Below are 18987 nucleotides of genomic sequence, written 5' to 3'. Positions count from 1 at the left end.
AATAAAAAATAAATCTTATTCTATATAATTAAACAGATAGCAAGCTCTGTGTAAGTAAGGAGATGAATGTATGAGATTTGGAATTATCGGTCCATCAGAAGATGAAATTACGCCTTTTATTGAAGAAATGTCTAATAAGGAAATAACGAATCTTGCGATGTTAACATTTCACAGTGGGAAATATGAGAATGTAGAAGTTGTTGCCTTATATTGTGGTGTATGTAAAGTTAATGCAGCTATTGCAACTCAAATATTAATCGATAAATTCAATGTAACGCATATTATTGTCACAGGTGTTGCAGGAGCAATCGACAAAGTATTGAAAATTGGAGATACAGTAATTTCAACAGAAATAGCATATCATGATGTTGATGAAGGGATATTAACTGAATATCATCCTTGGATGGAAAGTGTATATTTTAGAACGGATAGAAACCTGCTTGAATTAAGCAGAGAAGTGGTTGAGAACAATCAATTCGCTCAAAATGTTTATTTTGGAAAAGTTGTTACTGGAGAAGCGTTTATTAGTGAGAGTGGTCGTACAGAAATAATCTCTAAATACAATCCACTTTGTGTAGATATGGAAACTGCAAGTATAGCCCACGTCTGCTATGCAAATACGATTCCGTTTTTAGCAGTGAGATCAATAACAGATACAGAAGAAGCGTCTGGCATAGAAGTGTTCGAAGATAATTGTGTATCTGCTTCGCATAATTCAATTTATTTTGTTAAAAAGTTACTAGAGTCTTTAAAAAAATAAAGAAATATTGTATGAGAGGAAACCTCACTTTTCTGAAGTGAGGTTTTTTGTAGTAACGAAGTAATAGTGAATAAAACTAATTTTAAAAGTAACTTAAAATCAAACTTTTTATAAAGCAACAGATGCCTGTTCATAATAGTAGTATAATAGTGAATGAGGTGTTAATAGAATGGAAGATAGAACGTTAGGTTTATTACTAGATGTTGTTGGTGAATTATTTTCAGATGAAATTTCAATTGCTGTTTCGAATACGAAAGAATATATTTACTACCGGCCAAGTAAACGAATTGATTTAAAAATTAGTGTCGGGGATCCTATAAAGGAAGGAACGATTGCTCATAAATCGATGGTGATGAATCAAAAAACATCTGAGTTTATTAATCGGGATGTTTTTGGTATTCCTTATCATGGAATGGCTGTACCATTTTCAAACAATGGAAAGCTTGAAGGGTGCGTAACGGCAATTTATCCAGCTTTAACGGATGGAAAGTCAGTCGTTACTTTAAAAACAACAGACGGCTGGATTCCGGTTCCTTTTTCAAAGGTTATGTATTTAGAGGCTAAAGATAAAAAGACGTATGTGAATTCAGAAGAGTTATCAGGAACACATAAATACTCTCTACAAGAATTCGAATACTTGCTTCCGAAAGATTCATTTATTAGATGTCACCGTTCGTTTATTGTAAATATTAATCATATTAAAGCGATTTATCCTGATACCCATTCTACTTTTGTACTTTCGATGGATAATGGTGAGAGGGTACCAGTTAGTCAATCATACGCTAGTTATTTCCGTAAGCTTCTAGGATTCTAAATTTTTCTGCTTTAGAACCTAGATTTGCTGTTCTGTCTGAATTTTCGGCATTGTATACTAAAATCCCTATTTTGATAGTGTTAATGTGTAAAATAATTATGAATATTCAATGAGAGAGGGATTACATATGGAGAACAATTTAGATAGAATCAGAGATCAACGTCTAAAAGATCGGGTAGTTACACCTGAAGAAGCAGCTTCCTGGATTCAAAGTGGAATGACTTTAGGCTTAAGTGGGTTTACACGTGCAGGTGATGTGAAAGCAGTCCCATTTGCGCTTGTAAACCGAGTTAAGAATGATGAATCTTTTAAAGTAAATGTTTATACTGGGGCTTCTTTAGGCTCGGATGTAGACAAATTATTTGCTGAGGCAGGAATTTTAGGGAAACGATTGCCTTTCCAAGCTGATGCGACAATGCGAAAAGGAATTAATAACGGAGACTTTTTATTTGTAGATCAGCACTTATCTCATACAGCAGAGTTACTTCGTGCTGACGTTCTGGATATAGATTTCGCTATTTTGGAAGCGGTTGCGATTACAGAGGACGGAATGATTATTCCAACCACTTCAATTGGAAATTCCTTAGCGTTTTCCTTAAATGCTAAGTCTATTATTATTGAAATGAATATGGCTCAATCCGCGCAATTAGAGGGGCTACATGATCTATATGAACCAGGTAAACAAGGAGAGAGGCTTCCAATTCCGCTTGTGAAAACGGATGACCGAATTGGAACAATCGGTATTCCAATTGATCCTGAAAAAGTAAAGGGAATTGTGTTTACGAATCAATTGGATTCGCCATCGACAATTGTTCCTCCGGATGAAGAAACTGTTATTATGGCACAGCATTTAATAGAATTCCTTCGAGAAGAAGTCAAAGTAGGCCGATTAACAAATCGTTTAGCGCCGTTACAATCAGGAATTGGTTCAGTGGCTAACGCCGTATTACATGGAATGTTAGATTCAGAATTTGAAGATTTAGAAGTATATTCCGAGGTTTTACAAGATGCAGTTTTTGATCTTATGGATGCTGGAAAAGTCAATTTTGCTTCTTGTTGTTCTATCACGCTTTCTGAAGAGAAAATGCAACAAGTATTTTCTAACTTTGAAAAATATCGTGACAAATTAATGATGCGTCCACAAGAGATTTCCAATCATCCTGAAATCATTCGTCGCCTTGGATTAATCTCAATTAATACTGCATTAGAATTAGATATATACGGAAATGTTAACTCTACTCACGTTTTAGGTACAAAAATGATGAATGGTATTGGTGGGTCTGGTGATTTTGCAAGAAATGCTCGCTTAGCTATCTTTGTTACTAAATCGATTGCGAAAGGTGGTAACATTTCAAGCATCGTTCCTTTTGTTTCTCATGTAGACCATACTGAACATGATGTAGATGTTATCGTCACTGAACAGGGGTATGCTGACTTAAGGGGACTTGCGCCAAGAGAAAGAGTGGAACTTATTATTGAGAATTGCGTACATCCAATGTATCGTGCCCAGCTACGAGCTTATTACGAAGAAGCAAAAACAAGAGGTGGACAAACTCCTCATATTTTAGAAAAAGCTTTTTCTTGGCATACGAACTATGCTAAAAATGGAACAATGCTTGAAGCGGTAGTAGAAACTGTATAGGTGTGTATCGTACGAAATAGTAAAATGAATGAGTGAGCTTGAAGATTAAATTTTAGAAAAAGAGAACGCCGACTTTTAGGGATGGCGTTCTTTTTCTTTAAATAAATTGTTAAAAATCGTACTGATTATAATAAAGATTTATAAAAGTAATTTCTAATTTATGAAAATAAAAGGTTTTTTGAAGTGCATTCCGAATCAATTTAGTAGTTTACATATTGAAGGTGAGGAAAAAGAATCATGAAGATAAGAGAAGCGTTATTAAGGGAAGCAAATGAATTAAGTGAATTCGCACTACATTCAAAAGCAACGTGGAATTATAGTGAAGAATTCATACTTGCTTGTAAGGAAGATTTAACAATTACGGAAGAGTACATAAAAAATAATTTTGTATATGTTTTAGAAAACGATAATGCGAAGATTGGTTTCTTCTCATTTTTACATAATGATAAAGCTCTCGATTTCTTGTACATTCATCCTCATTACAAAGGAAAAGGTTACGGGAAAATACTTTGGGAGTATGTAATAGAAAAAGCCAATGAACTTGGATTAAAAAGTTTTACAATTGATAGTGATCCGAATGCAAAAGGATATTACTTAAAAATGGGAGCACAGTTAATAGGAGAGACACCATCAACTGTCTTTAAGGGTCGTTTACTGCCTCTTTTGAAATATGATGTGTAAAACTATTAATAGTAGGGGAAGATTAGAATGGATGATGTAAAGGAAAAAAGAATATATGAAGCACTAATAAAATCGTGGTCGATTGAAACAAGTTCAAAGTGGACAATTGAAAATCCAGCAAAGGGACAATGTGGTGTTACAGCTCTTGTCGTTCAAGACATATACGGAGGAGAAATTAAAAAGACAAAAGTAAGAGAGGTATGGCACTTTTATAACTTTATAGATGGGCAGAGATTTGATTTTACAGAGACTCAATTCAATGGGAAATTGAATTATATGGATGAAAAGTCAAATCGGGAAGCAGCATTTGCAGATACAAATGAAAAGCAATATAGCATTTTGAAGGAAAAAATAACAAAAGAATTAAAATTATCTTTTGACTCTTAACCTTTAATAAGTTACTATAATGGTGGTAACTTATTAAAGGGAACTTCATAGAGTTGAAAGGGGAAATACTTTTGAAAACAACTTATGTAAACGCTACAATAGTAACGATGAATGAACAAAATGAAGTGATAGAAAATGGATATATCATTGTAGAAAATGATCAAATTATAGATGTGAAGAGCGGAGAATTCGCTAATGATTTTGAAGTAGATGAAGTAATTGACATGAAAGGAAAGTGGGTTTTACCAGGGCTTGTAAATACACATACACACGTTGTAATGAGTCTCTTAAGAGGTATTGGAGATGATATGTTATTACAACCATGGCTTGAGACGAGAATTTGGCCACTTGAAAGTCAGTTTACTCCAGAGCTTGCGGTCGCTAGTACGGAATTAGGATTACTTGAAATGGTGAAAAGTGGTACAACATCATTCTCTGACATGTTTAATCCAATTGGAGTAGATCAAGATGCAATTATGGAAACGGTATCAAGAAGTGGGATGCGAGCTGCTGTTTCAAGAACTTTATTTAGCTTCGGAACGAAAGATGATGAAAAGAAAGCCATTGAAGAAGCTGAAAAATATGTAAAGCGTTACTATAACGAAAGTGGCATGTTAACTACGATGGTTGCACCGCATAGTCCATATACATGTTCCACAGAATTATTAGAAGAATGCGCACGTATTGCAGTAGAAAATCAAACGATGGTTCATATTCATCTTTCGGAAACAGAGCGTGAAGTACGTGATATTGAAGCACAGTACGGAAAACGTCCAGTAGAATATGCAGCAAGTTGCGGGTTGTTTAAACGCCCAACAGTTATTGCACACGGTGTAGTATTAAATGAAAATGAACGTGCATTTTTAGCAGAACATGATGTTCGAGTAGCACATAATCCGAATAGTAATTTAAAACTAGGATCTGGTATAGCGAATGTAAAAGCGATGCTAGAAGCAGGAATGAAAGTAGGAATTGCAACAGATAGTGTGGCATCAAACAACAATTTAGATATGTTTGAAGAAATGCGTATAGCGACTTTACTACAAAAAGGTATTCACCAAGATGCAACAGCTTTACCGGTTGAAACTGCTCTTACACTTGCGACTAAAGGAGCTGCTGAAGTAATCGGGATGAAACAAACAGGGTCACTTGAGGTTGGGAAGTGTGCCGATTTTATCACAATTGATCCATCTAATAAGCCGCATTTACAACCAGCAGATGAAGTGTTATCGCACCTTGTATATGCTGCTAGTGGAAAAGATATAAGCGATGTAATCATTAACGGAAAACGTGTCGTTTGGAATGGAGAATGTAAAACGTTAGATGAAGAGCGTATTATATTTGAAGCGAGTCGTTATAAACGAGGTTTGCAAAGATAGATAATTATGTGGCAGTTGAAAAAGCTATCCTTTTAAAAGGATAGCTTTTTTCTTGAACGAATAAATATTCAAAAGAATGTCGCATCTTTCTGTTAGTATTTCTGCTATAATATATTACGCTTTATAATATTTTATATTTAAGGAGAACAACTCATGAAGCGAAAAAAGAGCCATTTAATGGTAATGGCACTTGTTACATCTTTATTTTTAGCAGCTTGTAATAATAAAACGAATAAAAGTGACACAGAGGCTAAAAAACAAGTGTTAAATGTAACAGTATCAGAAGAAATTCCTTCTCTGGACACTGCGAAAACGATGGATGGTACATCAGCGCACGTTATGCAGAATATATTTGAGGGGTTATATGTATTAAATGATCAAGATCAGTCTACTCCAGCCATAGCAAAATCGTTTGAAAGAAGTGAAGATGGTAAGAAATATACATTTGACTTGCGTAAAGATGCAAAATGGTCAAATGGGGATAATGTAACAGCAAATGATTTTATATTTGCGTGGAAACGTGCAATTAACCCTGAAACAGCATCTCAATATGCGTCCATGCTCTTTTATGTGAAAAATGCGAAAGAGATCAATAAGGGAACAATGCCTCTTGATGCACTTGGGGTTAAAGCAATAAATAATTATACGTTAGAAGTTGAACTCGAACAGCCGGTTCCGTATTTTTTACAGTTGTTAGCACTACCTATATACTTACCACAGCATGAAGCATTTTTGAAAGAACAAGGAAACAATTATGCATTGGAACCTAGTAATCTCATATATAACGGTCCATTTGTATTAGAAAAATGGAAGCATGAACAAGAGTTTCAATTAAAGAAGAATGCTACATATTGGGATCGAAAGAAAGTGAAATTAGACGAAATAAACTTTCATATCGTAAAGGATACAATGACAGCTGTAAATTTATATGAAGCCGGAGATTTGGATCGAGTACCTATTAATTCGCAAGTTGTAGATAAGTATAAAGGGAATAAGGAATTACATATGTCGAGTGATCCTGGAATTGCTATGCTTCGTTTTAATGAAAAAAATACCGCGTTAGCAAATAAAAAGGTGCGTCAATCTATTTCATTAGCGTTAAATAAAGATGATTTCGTTGCTCACTTTATTAATAACGGAGCAAAACCTGTAAGCGGGCTTGTACCAGTTGGTCATGTAAATGAAGTGACCGGTAAAGATTTTAGAAAAGAAAACGGAGATCTTTCTTCATATGATTTGCAAAATGCGCAAAAAATTTGGGAAGAAGCGAAAAAAGAGCTTGAAGTAGAGCAAGTAAACCTCGAGTTTTTAACGTTTGAACAAGATAATGCAAAACGGATGGCAGAATATATAAAAGGTGATTTAGAAAAGAATTTGCATGGATTAACGATACAAATTAAACAACAGCCATTTAAGCAAAAATTACAGTTAGAACAAACAGGTGATTACGATATAACTATGGCAAATTGGGGACCTGACTATAAAGACCCAATTAGTTATTTAGAGTTATTTACGACAGGGAATCCGAATAATAAAATGAATTATTCTAATGTTCGTTACGATGAATTAATAAAGAAAGCGAAAACGGATTTTGTACTAGATACGGAAAACCGATGGGAAGCGTTGCGAGAAGCCGAGCAGGTATTATTAGAAGATGCTGCGGTGGCGCCGCTTTATCATATTGGCTCAGCGTATGTACAAAAGGATTATGTAAAAGGGATTGAAAAACATCAATTTGGTGGTGTTTATACTTATAAGAATGCTTATATTGCTAATGAGTAAATACAAAAAACCTTACTTTTTAAAAGTAAGGTTTTTTACAAATGAATTCTATTAAACCAATTTTAATAAAGCGTAAAAATTCGTATCATATGGGATATCATCTTGATACATATAATTTTTTAGAACGCCTTCTTTTTCAAAGCCTAATTTTAATAGTACCTTATTGGAAGCTTCATTTTCAAGAAATACAATTGCCCCGATCCGCTTTAAATGAATCGTATGGAAACCGTATGATATAACCTCAGAAACAGCTTCAGTCGCATATCCTTTTCCCCAGTGTTCAGGCAAAAAGGCATAACTTATATTGGCTCGTTTATGCTCAGAAGACCAATCGTGAAAACCAATGGTACCGATGAGTTCTTTCTTGTCTTTTAATTCGATTCCCCATTTTATACCGTTTCTTGCATTGTAACTCAACTTAAAGTTATGAATGATTTGTTTCACTTGATCAACATCTTGTAACGGTTTTTGGCCATAATAGCGCAGTACATTAGTATTAGAAAAGCATTGTAGTATACGCGGTGCATCTTCTTCGGTCAGTTCTCTTAAAATAAGTCTTTCAGTTTTTAATAAAGGAAACATATTTTCGCTCCTTTTCACATGAAAATAGAATGTATTTGTTATTATATAATTTAATCTGAAAATAAAGATTATTCAAGGTGTAATGGTAGATTTGATTTATGATAAACTTAGATGTGGAATATATTTCAAAAAAGAGGTTTGGAAATGGAAAAAAATTCAATATTAATTGTAGATGACGATAAAGATATTATTCAATTTATTAATGTGAATTTAAAACAAGAAGGTTTTAAAGTTTTTAGTGCTCATAACGGAGAAGAGGCTTTAAAAATAATAAATAATAACAGTATCCAACTTGCTATTTTGGATATTATGATGCCACAAATGGATGGGATAGAATTGTGCAGAAGGATTAGAGAAAAACATAGTTTACCAATTATGTTCTTAAGCGCAAAATCATCGGACGTAGATAAAGTAATTGGATTTAGTACTGGGGCAGATGATTATATTGTGAAGCCGTTTAGTACAATTGAATTTATAGCGAGAGTGAAAGCTCAATTAAGAAGGTATACATATTTCAATCAAAATGCTGTCCAAGTAATAGAAAAGAAAATAAATATTAGAGGTTTAGAAATAGATGAAGTGTCTAGAACAGTAATGTTATATGGAGAAACAATCAATCTTACGAAAACTGAATATGATATTTTGTACTTAATGGCTGCTGCAAAGAATCGTGTGTTTACTATTGAAGAAATATATGAGAGCGTTTGGAAAGAAAGAGCCTATGAAAGTAATAATACAGTAATGGTTCATATTGCAAGATTAAGAAATAAAATTGAAGAGAATCCAAAAGAGCCGAAGTTTATTCAAAATGTTTGGGGAGTCGGATATAAAATTGAAGATTAAATCATTACAAAGCATTAGAACTAAGTTTTTTATCGCATTCATATGTAGCATTTTGTTAGCAACTGTAAGTATAATAGCGTTTCAAATTGTAATTGGAAATATATATAGTCATGTTACTGCGTTAGAGGAAAAATATTCATTTTTATATTTTATAGTTTTTTTGATTTTTACTACAACATACTTTGCATTCATGACAAAAACGATGATGAAAAGATTATCTCAAATTAATAAGAACGTGAAGAAAATAAGTGATGGTAATTTTGAAATACATATACCTATTTCGAAAAGCGATGAGATTGGTGAACTAGCGGCAAATGTTAATAGAATGGCGAAAAGTTTAAAAGAGTCTATTGAGAATGAAAAAAAATCACAGGAAATGAAAAATGAAATGATTAGTAATATTTCTCATGACTTACGAACGCCAGTAACAACTTTAATAGGTTATGCGGACCTGTTAGGAAATAAACTTCATTCAAATGGAGAAGAATGTGAAGAGTATGTAAGTATATTAAAGCGAAAAAGTTATGAATTAAAAAATCAAGTAGATGATTTATTAGAATACTGTCAAATAAATTATAGAGAAATCGAATTACATAAAAGTGTAGTAAATATGAAAGCGTTCATTGAACAAATCATGATTGATTTTGTACCACTACTAGATGATGCCGATATGAGCTTTTGTATTAACGGTGATAAGGAGTTACATGTGGAAATGGATGTAGCGCTTATGGTGAGGCTATTCGAAAATGTAATTAGTAATAGTATTATGTACGGGAAAGACGGAAAACAGATTTTGATTCAAGTTTCTAAAAGAGACATGAATGTTGAAATAGAAATTAAAAATTTTGGACAATGCATTCCGAATGAGGACCTTCCTTACGTTTTTGAAAAGTTTTATCGTGGTGAAAAATCACGTAGCTCTCATACGGGTGGGAAAGGAATAGGACTTGCAATTTCGAAAAGTATAGCACAGCTCCATCAAGGGAATATAACTGTACGTAGTAACGATAAAGAAACAGTTTTTACTGTAAAATTACCGCAGTATAAAAAAGTAAGAAAGTCGTAAGTATTTCTTTCATATGTCGTAATTTTTACTTTGTATCATTGAGAAAAAGGATATGAGAGTAGGGATACGACATGTGGAAGAAATTTTTATTAGTAATTATAGTTCCTTTTTTAATTATAAGTTGGAGTTTAATTTATGTAGCTAATGGTGTTACATCAGTCTTTGTTTGGTGGTGTATACAGGCTTTTAGTGTAATTTCAGTTTTTCTCTTAATAGGATCAGTAATAATGTTTTTTTTGAACGGCATTTTTAGAAAGCGGATAGATAGAACGCTACTTTTAATTATTCTGTTTTCTATCATTGGAGCTTGGCCTGTCGGTTGGTTTGCTAATATAGGTAGAATTGCTTATCCAGCAGATGTACAGACTATGAGTCCTAAAATAGTCGTTCGTTTTCCCTTAAATGAACGAGCACTAGTAGGATGGGGTGGTGATCGGTTAGAAACGAACTATCACGTTATAAAACCGAATGAAAGGTGGGCATATGATATTCTTATTCCCCCTGCTGAAGCGAAAAGTAGTAATTTAGGGGATTATGGAATATATGGAGCGAAAGTAATGGCACCAGCTTCTGGAACAGTTGTATCTATCAATAATGATGAAAAAGATGTAGTTCCAGGAGAGGATGATTTTCAGTCAATGGCGGGGAATCATATTTATTTACGACTAGATGAATCAGGGACATTTATGGTTCTGGCCCATTTAAAGAAAGGATCAATTAAAGTGAGGGAAGGCCAACATGTAAATGAAGGAGAGGTTCTAGCCCAAGTCGGTAACTCCGGAAGTTCAAGTGAGCCGCATTTACATATTCATCATCAAAGGCAGGATCCATCAAATGTGAGCATATTTCTTGCGGAAGGATTACCACTTTACTTTCGAACTGAGAAAGGTGTGATAATGCCAGAAAGAGGTACATACATAAGTGGTAATGAAAAAAGGTATTCCAGTTTTATTGGAATACCTTTTTCTATTACCCTACAAACGTTTGATACAGTAAGAAAATATTTAAAATGATAACAAGTGCAGCAATGATCCAAGCGATAAAGGTTGTTATGCGGTGATTAACGAGCGCACCCATAATTTTTTTATTGCTTGTAAACATAATAAGTGGCACTAATGCAAAAGCAATACCAAATGATAAGACGACTTGGCTCATGACTAGAGCGTAAGTTGGATTTACACCTAAAGCGATAATAACTAATGGTGGAATCATTGTAATAAAGCGGCGTAAGTATAACGGAATATGCATTCGAATGAAACCTTGCATAATAATGTCACCTGACATTGTACCGACAGAAGAGCTAGATAGTCCTGCTGATAAGAGCCCAATTCCAAATAAAGCAGCTGATACAGGACCGACTAAAGTACTGAACTGGTTAAAAGCAACATCAAGGTCTTCAACATGTAAGCCATTTTTAAAGAATAGTGCAGCTGCTACAATTAACATACTTGCATTAATTGCTCCAGCGATAACCATTGCAATAATAATATCGATAAATTCGAAACGAAAAATCTTTTTCTTTTGTTCGTCAGTTGTTCCAACCACGCGGCGTTGTGTTAATGCAGAATGCAAGTATATTGCATGCGGCATTACTGTCGCACCTAATATCCCTGCTGCAAGTAATATACTGTCTACACCTTGGAATTTCGGAATAAATAGTCCTGAAAGAAGGGGACTTAATTCTGGTTTTGCATAAAAAACTTGGATTCCAAATGCTATTACTACAATAAAAATCATCCCTGTAATAATAGCTTCTAGTGGGCGAAATCCTCTACGTTGAAATTCAAGGATAATAAATGATCCGGCTGCTGTAATTAAAGCGGCAGGTAGCATCGGGATTCCAAATAGTAAGTAAAGCCCCAATGCAGCTCCAATAAATTCCGCTAAATCTGTAGCCATAATAACTAATTCACCTTGTATCCATAAGCCGATAGACACAGGCTTTGGAAAGTTTTCACGAGCTATTTCGGGTAAATTGTTTCCTGTAGCAATTCCTAATTTAGCCGATAAAGTTTGGATTAATACAGCCATTAAGTTAGAAGCGAATATAACCCATAATAGTAAATATCCATATTGTGAACCAGCTGCGATATTTGTAGCAAAGTTGCCAGGATCAATATAAGCAACGGACGCGATAAAAGCGGGCCCTAAAAATGGTAACAGTCTTTTCCAGCCTTTTGTTTCTCCACTTAAAGCTAAGTGAGCTGATTGTACAGTTGTACTTTCAGAAGGGAGATGTTCATCTTTTGTTATATCTTTATTCATAGTAGTTTTCCCCTTTAAAATGTTAACTTGATGAAATTATTGTATTTATTCTTACTCATTATTTCAATACATTTAAATATGTTATGTGATAATTTTATTTGAACACGAAAGTTTCCTTAACGCAAATTATATGCCTTTATGCAATGGATGGTGTAATAACGTAAAAAAAATTGGGAGTTTATGGTGTGATGACGTGGGGAAACATAATGAATTAAAGGGCTGTTTTTGAAATTTATGTGAACATAAAGCCGATAATACAGCATATTAATTGATGGAATTGCATTTGTATGATATATAATATATTGGGATTACAACATAACCATAGTGTTTTGGTGTGTGTAATCTTGTTTTTTATTTTGTTAACTGATAGAAAATAGTATAAAGAAAATGGGATTCATTTTCTTATTATATATGTTTTGATATGAACGTTAACTTATACATGATTTTAAAAATTAGATAGGTGGTAGAAATACATTGGCAACTACAAAACCATACAGAGTATTACTATATTACATGTACACAACAATTGAAAATCCAGAAGAATTTGCTGCAGAGCATTTAGAATTTTGTAATTCACTTGAATTAAAAGGAAGAATTCTTGTAGCAAAAGAAGGTATTAACGGAACTTGTTCTGGAACTGTAGAGCAAACAGAGAAATACATGGAAGCAATGAACAATGATCCACGTTTTGATGGTATCGTATTTAAAATAGATGAAGAAGAAGGCCATGCATTCAAGAAAATGCACGTACGTCCTCGTCCAGAATTAGTTACACTTCGTCTAGAAGATGACATTAACCCACACGAAATAACTGGCAAGTATTTAGAGCCAAAAGATTTTTATGAAGCAATGAAACAAGAAGATACAGTTATCATTGATGCACGAAATGATTATGAATTTGATTTAGGACACTTCAAAGGTGCGATTAAACCTGATATTGAATCATTTCGTGAATTACCAGATTGGATTAGAGAAAACAAAGAAACCCTTGAAGGTAAAAAGATTTTAACTTACTGTACAGGTGGAATTCGTTGTGAGAAATTCTCAGGTTGGTTAGTTCGTGAAGGTTATGAAGATGTAAGTCAGCTTCACGGCGGAATTGTAACGTACGGAAAAGATCCAGAAGTACAAGGTGAGCTTTGGGATGGACAATGTTACGTGTTTGATGAGCGTATCGCTGTTCCAGTAAACCAAAAAGAACATGTTATCGTTGGTAAAGACCACTTTACAGGTGAACCATGTGAGCGCTATGTAAACTGTTCAAATCCAGAATGTAATAAGAAAATTTTATGTTCTGAAGAAAACGAAGCGAAATATTTACGTGCATGTTCTCATGAATGTCGTGTAAGTCCACGTAACCGCTACGTAATACAACATGAATTAACGGAAGAGCAAGTAGCTGCTGCATTAGAGAAAATCGAAGCAGGGAAGTAAGCTGAATTCGTTTAATAAAAAAAGGTACTCCAAGTTTTATTTTGGAGTACCCTTTTTTTATTATCCAGTCCTGTCATTTGTCGGTAAGTCGATATATTTAAAAAATCGCTGATATATCTTAAAAATCACTGATATATTTCGAGTTGCGCCGATATAATCGGAAAATCGCTAATAAAAATTTCATTTACTGCAGCATACCATGTATTTGAAAATAACCTTCTTTAATTTTTATCCTCTTTTTCTTTTACAGCAGACAGTACCGTTTGTTTTACCCAAGCTTTTCTTTGTTTATGCTGTAGACCCCATTGATATAAACTTTGGGCTCCTAAAATAAGTGAAATGACAATGCCGCTAATCGCAATTAATAGAGCGAAAAATTCAAGAGGTGAAGATATTTTGTTTGAATCGGTGTTTCTTAAAAGGTCGATCATAGTAAACCCTAACATTTGGCCCACTACAGAGTAGAGCGTTAAAATTAATAATAAAAGGCTATCTTTTTTAGAGGCGACATTTTCTTGATATTTAAACAAACTATCAAGATTTTGTTTCGCGTTCGAGTATAAAACCTCAATATTAAAAAGTTTTCTTAAGCGGAAGAAAATATCTTCACTTTGTGATTGGGATACTAATTCTAAAGAAAAATAATTAGCAGTGAACGAATTGATCGAATAAATTAATTTCTCTATTTCATTAGTATCTTGTTCAATATTTAGCTCAGCATAGGCGTTTGCCATTTTTAATAAAACAATTTTATGGAATAGGTTTAATAATAAAGCGTAATAAAATTCCCCGTACATTTGACTAGCAAGTTTAGAGATTTCGCGTTCTCCTTCATTTGTTACACATGTAAAAATATGTTCTTCCATTATGAAATAACGATTTGGAGCCCATCTCTGGTAAGCGTGTTTTTTTAAATAGTCATGAATGTAAGGAAGGTTATTTGCGCTTACATATGGTTTACCATCACTTGTTAATCCGGAAAGACTGGAAGTACGATAAACATCCACTTCATTAAATTCCATACCTTCTTTTAGTGACAATAAAGTTTGAACGTACATTCTTTGGTCTTCAAAGAAAGGGAAGGTTTGAAAGTATGAACTTCTTAATCTTTTCTTTTCAAAGAAATCAGTTACGCCATGAAATAAATAACCAAAAATGAATTTTTCAACTTGGGAATACTTTTTTCCGTTACATTCAATACAAATAGATTCATTTGTATCAGTTTTAGTTTCAAGTACACGGAAGCGAGCAGCGAATTCGATTGCTTCAGATAAAGTCATATTTGGAGCAGTGTTTACTTTTGTTCGAATTGTTAAGAAGCCAAGTTCATAAGGACAAAGTGTTACATCAATAGAGTGTATCTTGAATGGAATTGAAATAAGGTTTGTTGTTAAATGTCCAGTTAAGTTAAGATCCTTTGAATAACGTTGCAAGCCCTTTTGATGCTCTGAGTGAGGAAAGAGAATTTTATTTGTAAATGAAAGATAGTATGCTTCCATATTTTGATGTGAAACTTTAAACTCCCCATAATATGTATTTTCATCATCGAGATGATCGAGCCGAAAAGGACGAAAATCGTTTTTTTGTAAGAAAGGGAACATATTTTGTTCATATCCAGTTTTAAACGAAAACGGGAATATAAATTGAAATATAGCTGTTGCTACACCTTTTTCCTCAATTGCTTGTATTGCCTCCATCTACATTGTTTCCTTTCCATATATGCTATAGAAACAACATGCCCAAATTTATTTGAAAATAACCACTGTTTTATACTTGTTTAAGAGTGAAAATTCAGCTTATTTAGCAGGGAACATGTATAATGTTATGTATACTAAAAGTTATAAAATTGTATTTTAAAAAGGGGGATGCTGTATGCGGATTTTAGTATTAGGCGCTGGTGGAGTCGGAGGATTTTTTGGTGGCAGATTAGTCGAGAAGGGAGAAGATGTCACGTTTCTTGTTCGTAGTAAACGGAAAAAACAATTAGAGGAAAGAGGACTTGTAATCCGAAGTGTTAACGGGGATTTTTCCTTCCAACCGAAATTAATAACGAAAGAAGAGAGAACTTCTCAATTTGATGTTATTTTATTTTCAACAAAAGCGTATCACTTAAACGAGGCTATTCAAGATTTGAAGCCGTTTGTTGGTGAAAATACTGTAATCATTCCATTGTTAAATGGTATCGCTCATTTATCACTACTACAAAAAGAATTCGGCGAAGAAAAAGTAATTGGCGGTTTATGCTTTATCGAGACGACGTTAAACGATCAAGGAGAAATTGTACAAACTAGCGCTGCCAACAGACTTGTGTTTGGAGAAATTAAGTCTCAAAATTCAGAGAGAGTAAAGCATATTTCTAAAGCATTTTCAGGTACGAAATCTAGTTTTGTTTTAAGTGAAAATATTACGCAAGATATGTGGCATAAATATTTATTTATTACTGTAATGTCAGGTGTGACAACGTTAATGCGTGCACCAATTGGACCAATCCGTGAAAGTGAAGGCGGCCGTGATTTTATCCGTAATGTGTTTGAGGAATCTGTACAAATCATGAGAGTATTAGGAGCTCCAGTAAAGGCTAAAATTGCCCAGGAACATATGAAAACGATTGATAAAATTTCGTATGATATGAAGTCATCAATGCAACGTGATATGGAAAAGGGTTCGTTTATTGAAGGGAAGCACTTGCAAGGATATTTACTGGATGTAGCAGAGCAATTTTCTATAGCGGCACCATTATTAGGCACTATATATCAAAATTTAAAGGTGTATGAAGAGATGACCTTTAACAAATCTGTAATAGAATTAGATGTATGAAAAAATAAAAAAGATAGCAATATATAAGTGTATTGCTATCTTTTTTATTTTTTTGTATGACAAATTATTTATTTCTTTTCGTTCTATCTGTCAAATTTATTTCCTGTTCACGTTTACCATATAACTGATTAATTTCATTTGCTACTGCATCTAAATATGAATCGGAAAAAATAGGCTTCTTTTTTTTAGACATATGGGTCTCCTTTGCGGATTTTTAATATTCATTATGTATATTTCTCAGCGGATTATGCGCAATCATTTTAATTTTTTTCTTATTAAAAATTTTTGTTTACTTTTTGAAAATAAAGGAGTATTATAATCCACAGTTTCAATTTTCTAAATCGCTGAAACCGCATGGTACGGGGGACCCGTTTTTACGGATTAGTACATAATCCGATGGGGTGAATCCTTGAAAAAGGTAGGGCTACTCATAGGCCCGAATCCGACAGCTAACCTCGTAAGCGTTATATTGAGAAGGAAGGTGGAGCTTGTGCGACAAAAAAAATAATGTCTACAAGTCTATTTCGCTATGGCTTGTAGACATTTTTTGTTTTCTGAAGAAATAGTTTACTGGCTGTAACAAGCAGAAAAGTTCGTACAAAATTATTGGAGAGTGGACAGCATTGGTTTCATCTATTAAAAGATTTTTAATTGGAAGACCGTTAAAATCAACAGAGCTTGGAGAACAAAAGCTTAATAAAACGAAAGCTTTAGCTATTTTATCTTCTGACGCATTGTCATCAGTTGCTTACGGTCCAGAACAAATTTTAATTGCTTTAGCAGGTGTGGGAGCGATCGCTTATTGGTATTCCATTCCGATCGCTGTTGGGGTATTAGTATTATTGACAGCCCTTATTTTATCTTATCGTCAAATTATTTTTGCTTATCCGCATGGCGGGGGAGCGTATGTTGTATCAAAAGAAAATTTAGGGATGAATCCAGGCTTAATTGCTGGAGGATCTTTATTAGTCGACTATATTTTAACTGTTGCGGTAAGTGTATCTGCAGGTACAGATGCGCTAACATCTGCTTTTCCTAGTTTACATGCACATAATGTAATCATTGCGATTATATTTGTTATATTTATTACCATCTTAAATTTAAGAGGAGTAACGGAATCAGCTTCCGTTTTAGCATATCCTGTTTATTTATTTGTTTTAGCACTATTTATATTAATTGGTGTAGGCATATATAATATTTTGACTGGTCACGTTTCGCAGGCTTTACACACGCCGATCGGAACGCCGGTTGCGGGCATTAGTTTGTTTTTACTGTTAAGAGCATTTGCATCAGGTAGTTCTGCTTTAACAGGTGTTGAAGCAATTTCAAATGCAATTCCGAACTTTAAAGATCCTGCGCCAAACAATGCTGCAAAAACATTGCTTGCAATGGGTGCATTACTTGCTGTGTTATTTTCAGGAATTGTATTTTTAGCTTATTATTACGGAGTGACGCCGAGTAAAGAAGTAACAGTTGTTTCTCAAATTGCTGAACAAACATTTGGACGTAATTTCATGTACTATTTCATACAAGGTACAACAGCTTTAATATTAATTCTCGCAGCTAATACAGGCTATTCTGCATTTCCTTTATTAGCGGTTAACCTCGCAAAAGATAAATTTATACCGAGAATGTTTACGATTAGAGGAGACCGTCTAGGTTACTCAAACGGTATTATAATACTTGGAGTTGCTTCGATTATTTTAATTGTAGCTTTCCAAGGACAAACAGAACATTTAATTCCGTTATATGCAGTAGGTGTATTTATTCCATTTACACTTTCTCAAACAGGGATGGTATTAAAGTGGCTTCGCGAAAAACCTGAAGGATGGGTTTTAAAATTAACGGTTAATTTAATTGGTGCAGTTATTAGTTTTATCGTAATGAGCATGTTCTTTTTAACTAAATTTGCACAAGTTTGGTCGATTCTTATTTTCTTACCTGCTATTATCTTCTTGTTTCATCGAATTAAGAAGCATTATGATGCAGTGGGTGATCAATTAAGTTTAAAAACTTGTGAACCTCTTATTCCAATTGAGGGGAATGTAATTGTCGTTCCTGTAGCAGGTATGACGCATGTAGTAGAAAATTCATTGAACTATGCGAAATCTCTTTCGGCAGATCAAGTTATCGCTGTATATGTTGCTTTTGACAGAGAAGAGGAAAAGAAATTTGAAGAGAAATGGAAGGTGTGGCAACCTGAAGTAAGGCTTGTTACATTACATTCTCATTATAGAAGTATTATTCAGCCGCTAACGAAGTTCATTGATACAGTGCAGTATAAGGCAAGTGAATCGAATTACCGCGTTACGGTCGTTATACCACAGTTCATTCCGAAAAAAGGTTGGCATAACATTCTTCATAATCAATCCAGTTTACTCATACGTGCGTATTTACTTTATAAAAGAAATGTTGTTATTACGACAGTTCCATATCATTTGAAAAAATAAGAAGATTTTTGAAGGATAGCTTCGTGAAAATGAAGCTATCCTTTTTGTGTATATCCTATGCATAATTGCATATGGGTTTAAAAAT

The 18987-nt window shown here is 33.9% G+C and carries 17 protein-coding genes and 1 riboswitch; of the genes, 13 read left to right on the top strand and 4 right to left on the bottom strand.

All coding sequences use genetic code 11. From position 1 onward, the window contains the following. Nucleotides 1-70 precede the first annotated feature (70 nt). From C4S65_RS22415 to C4S65_RS22385, 7 genes are all read left to right on the top strand, one after another. A complete protein-coding gene (locus C4S65_RS22415; protein ID WP_016082075.1) occupies nucleotides 71-760 on the top strand; it encodes a 5'-methylthioadenosine/adenosylhomocysteine nucleosidase in 690 nt (229 codons plus the stop codon). Nucleotides 761-929: 169 nt separating this feature from the next. Continuing rightward, nucleotides 930-1574, top strand: a complete 645-nt coding sequence (locus tag C4S65_RS22410; protein ID WP_086407288.1) for a LytTR family DNA-binding domain-containing protein — start codon at nucleotides 930-932, stop codon at nucleotides 1572-1574. Between the two features lie 127 nt (nucleotides 1575-1701). After that, nucleotides 1702-3216 carry an acetyl-CoA hydrolase/transferase family protein gene (locus C4S65_RS22405; protein ID WP_097821015.1) on the top strand — a complete coding sequence of 505 codons (1515 nt, stop codon included), beginning with the start codon at nucleotides 1702-1704 and terminating at the stop codon, nucleotides 3214-3216. Between the two features lie 237 nt (nucleotides 3217-3453). Next, nucleotides 3454-3897 carry a GNAT family N-acetyltransferase gene (locus C4S65_RS22400; RefSeq protein WP_086407290.1) on the top strand — a complete coding sequence of 148 codons (444 nt, stop codon included), beginning with the start codon at nucleotides 3454-3456 and terminating at the stop codon, nucleotides 3895-3897. A gap of 27 nt (nucleotides 3898-3924) precedes the next feature. Then, nucleotides 3925-4284 carry a hypothetical protein gene (locus C4S65_RS22395; protein ID WP_086407291.1) on the top strand — a complete coding sequence of 120 codons (360 nt, stop codon included), beginning with the start codon at nucleotides 3925-3927 and terminating at the stop codon, nucleotides 4282-4284. A gap of 53 nt (nucleotides 4285-4337) precedes the next feature. Next, on the top strand, nucleotides 4338-5663 hold the full coding sequence (locus C4S65_RS22390) for a bifunctional S-methyl-5'-thioadenosine deaminase/S-adenosylhomocysteine deaminase (RefSeq protein WP_113938121.1): 1326 nt from the start codon (nucleotides 4338-4340) through the stop codon (nucleotides 5661-5663). Between the two features lie 153 nt (nucleotides 5664-5816). Then, nucleotides 5817-7445 (top strand): peptide ABC transporter substrate-binding protein, encoded by a 1629-nt coding sequence (locus C4S65_RS22385; protein WP_086407292.1) that lies wholly within the window; start codon nucleotides 5817-5819, stop codon nucleotides 7443-7445. 51 nt (nucleotides 7446-7496) lie between these two features. On the opposite strand, the gene C4S65_RS22380 is transcribed toward C4S65_RS22385, so the two are convergent. Continuing rightward, complete coding sequence (locus C4S65_RS22380; RefSeq protein ID WP_086407293.1) at nucleotides 7497-8027, bottom strand: GNAT family N-acetyltransferase; 531 nt, start codon at nucleotides 8025-8027, stop codon at nucleotides 7497-7499. Nucleotides 8028-8171: 144 nt separating this feature from the next. On the opposite strand from C4S65_RS22380, the gene C4S65_RS22375 reads away from it, so the two are divergent. From C4S65_RS22375 to C4S65_RS22365, 3 genes are all read left to right on the top strand, one after another. Then, on the top strand, nucleotides 8172-8870 hold the full coding sequence (locus tag C4S65_RS22375) for a response regulator transcription factor (RefSeq protein ID WP_086407294.1): 699 nt from the start codon (nucleotides 8172-8174) through the stop codon (nucleotides 8868-8870). After that, entirely contained in the window at nucleotides 8860-9936 is a 1077-nt protein-coding gene (locus C4S65_RS22370; RefSeq protein WP_103945450.1) for a HAMP domain-containing sensor histidine kinase, read from the top strand. Before C4S65_RS22375 ends, C4S65_RS22370 begins: the two co-directional genes overlap by 11 nt. 71 nt (nucleotides 9937-10007) lie before the next feature. Then, a complete protein-coding gene (locus tag C4S65_RS22365) occupies nucleotides 10008-10949 on the top strand; it encodes a M23 family metallopeptidase (RefSeq protein ID WP_086407296.1) in 942 nt (313 codons plus the stop codon). On the opposite strand, the gene C4S65_RS22360 is transcribed toward C4S65_RS22365, so the two are convergent. After that, on the bottom strand, nucleotides 10906-12201 hold the full coding sequence (locus tag C4S65_RS22360) for an Nramp family divalent metal transporter (RefSeq protein WP_061666775.1): 1296 nt from the start codon (nucleotides 12199-12201) through the stop codon (nucleotides 10906-10908). The two genes, C4S65_RS22365 and C4S65_RS22360, sit on opposite strands and share 44 nt — an antisense overlap. A 474-nt stretch (nucleotides 12202-12675) precedes the next feature. On the opposite strand from C4S65_RS22360, the gene C4S65_RS22355 reads away from it, so the two are divergent. Next, entirely contained in the window at nucleotides 12676-13635 is a 960-nt protein-coding gene (locus C4S65_RS22355; protein WP_061666774.1) for a rhodanese-related sulfurtransferase, read from the top strand. 221 nt (nucleotides 13636-13856) lie between these two features. Here the strand turns inward: C4S65_RS22355 and C4S65_RS22350 are convergent, their stop codons facing one another. After that, nucleotides 13857-15332 (bottom strand): hypothetical protein, encoded by a 1476-nt coding sequence (locus tag C4S65_RS22350; RefSeq protein WP_086407297.1) that lies wholly within the window; start codon nucleotides 15330-15332, stop codon nucleotides 13857-13859. A gap of 175 nt (nucleotides 15333-15507) precedes the next feature. Between C4S65_RS22350 and panE the strand changes: the two genes are divergently transcribed. Then, nucleotides 15508-16452 carry a 2-dehydropantoate 2-reductase gene (panE, locus tag C4S65_RS22345; protein ID WP_086407298.1) on the top strand — a complete coding sequence of 315 codons (945 nt, stop codon included), beginning with the start codon at nucleotides 15508-15510 and terminating at the stop codon, nucleotides 16450-16452. Between the two features lie 64 nt (nucleotides 16453-16516). Here the strand turns inward: panE and C4S65_RS35325 are convergent, their stop codons facing one another. After that, entirely contained in the window at nucleotides 16517-16645 is a 129-nt protein-coding gene (locus tag C4S65_RS35325) for a hypothetical protein (protein ID WP_254905308.1), read from the bottom strand. A 139-nt stretch (nucleotides 16646-16784) separates the two neighbouring features. Next, nucleotides 16785-16931: riboswitch (cyclic di-AMP (ydaO/yuaA leader) on the top strand. A 144-nt stretch (nucleotides 16932-17075) separates the two neighbouring features. Between C4S65_RS35325 and C4S65_RS22340 the strand changes: the two genes are divergently transcribed. Beyond that, complete coding sequence (locus C4S65_RS22340) at nucleotides 17076-18902, top strand: APC family permease (protein ID WP_086407299.1); 1827 nt, start codon at nucleotides 17076-17078, stop codon at nucleotides 18900-18902. Nucleotides 18903-18987: the final 85 nt, after the last annotated feature.

This window comes from Bacillus sp. ok061 (genome assembly GCF_900108285.1).
Taxonomy (GTDB): Bacteria; Bacillota; Bacilli; order Bacillales; family Bacillaceae_G; genus Bacillus_A; species Bacillus_A thuringiensis_S.
Note: the sequence above shows the minus strand (reverse complement) of the source record. Positions and strands in the feature narration are given on the sequence as shown.

Excerpts from the sequence above, each read along its gene's own strand:
- C4S65_RS22395 (WP_086407291.1), top strand. The coding sequence starts at position 3,925 with ATGGATGATGTAAAGGAAAAAAGAATATATGAAGCACTAATAAAATCG.
- panE (WP_086407298.1), top strand. The coding sequence starts at position 15,508 with ATGCGGATTTTAGTATTAGGCGCTGGTGGAGTCGGAGGATTTTTTGGT.
- C4S65_RS22400 (WP_086407290.1), top strand. The coding sequence starts at position 3,454 with ATGAAGATAAGAGAAGCGTTATTAAGGGAAGCAAATGAATTAAGTGAA.
- C4S65_RS22415 (WP_016082075.1), top strand. The coding sequence starts at position 71 with ATGAGATTTGGAATTATCGGTCCATCAGAAGATGAAATTACGCCTTTT.
- C4S65_RS22350 (WP_086407297.1), bottom strand. The coding sequence starts at position 15,332 with ATGGAGGCAATACAAGCAATTGAGGAAAAAGGTGTAGCAACAGCTATA.
- C4S65_RS22375 (WP_086407294.1), top strand. The coding sequence starts at position 8,172 with ATGGAAAAAAATTCAATATTAATTGTAGATGACGATAAAGATATTATT.
- C4S65_RS22380 (WP_086407293.1), bottom strand. The coding sequence starts at position 8,027 with ATGTTTCCTTTATTAAAAACTGAAAGACTTATTTTAAGAGAACTGACC.
- C4S65_RS22405 (WP_097821015.1), top strand. The coding sequence starts at position 1,702 with ATGGAGAACAATTTAGATAGAATCAGAGATCAACGTCTAAAAGATCGG.
- C4S65_RS22385 (WP_086407292.1), top strand. The coding sequence starts at position 5,817 with ATGAAGCGAAAAAAGAGCCATTTAATGGTAATGGCACTTGTTACATCT.
- C4S65_RS22365 (WP_086407296.1), top strand. The coding sequence starts at position 10,008 with ATGTGGAAGAAATTTTTATTAGTAATTATAGTTCCTTTTTTAATTATA.
- C4S65_RS35325 (WP_254905308.1), bottom strand. The coding sequence starts at position 16,645 with ATGTCTAAAAAAAAGAAGCCTATTTTTTCCGATTCATATTTAGATGCA.
- C4S65_RS22410 (WP_086407288.1), top strand. The coding sequence starts at position 930 with ATGGAAGATAGAACGTTAGGTTTATTACTAGATGTTGTTGGTGAATTA.
- C4S65_RS22360 (WP_061666775.1), bottom strand. The coding sequence starts at position 12,201 with ATGAATAAAGATATAACAAAAGATGAACATCTCCCTTCTGAAAGTACA.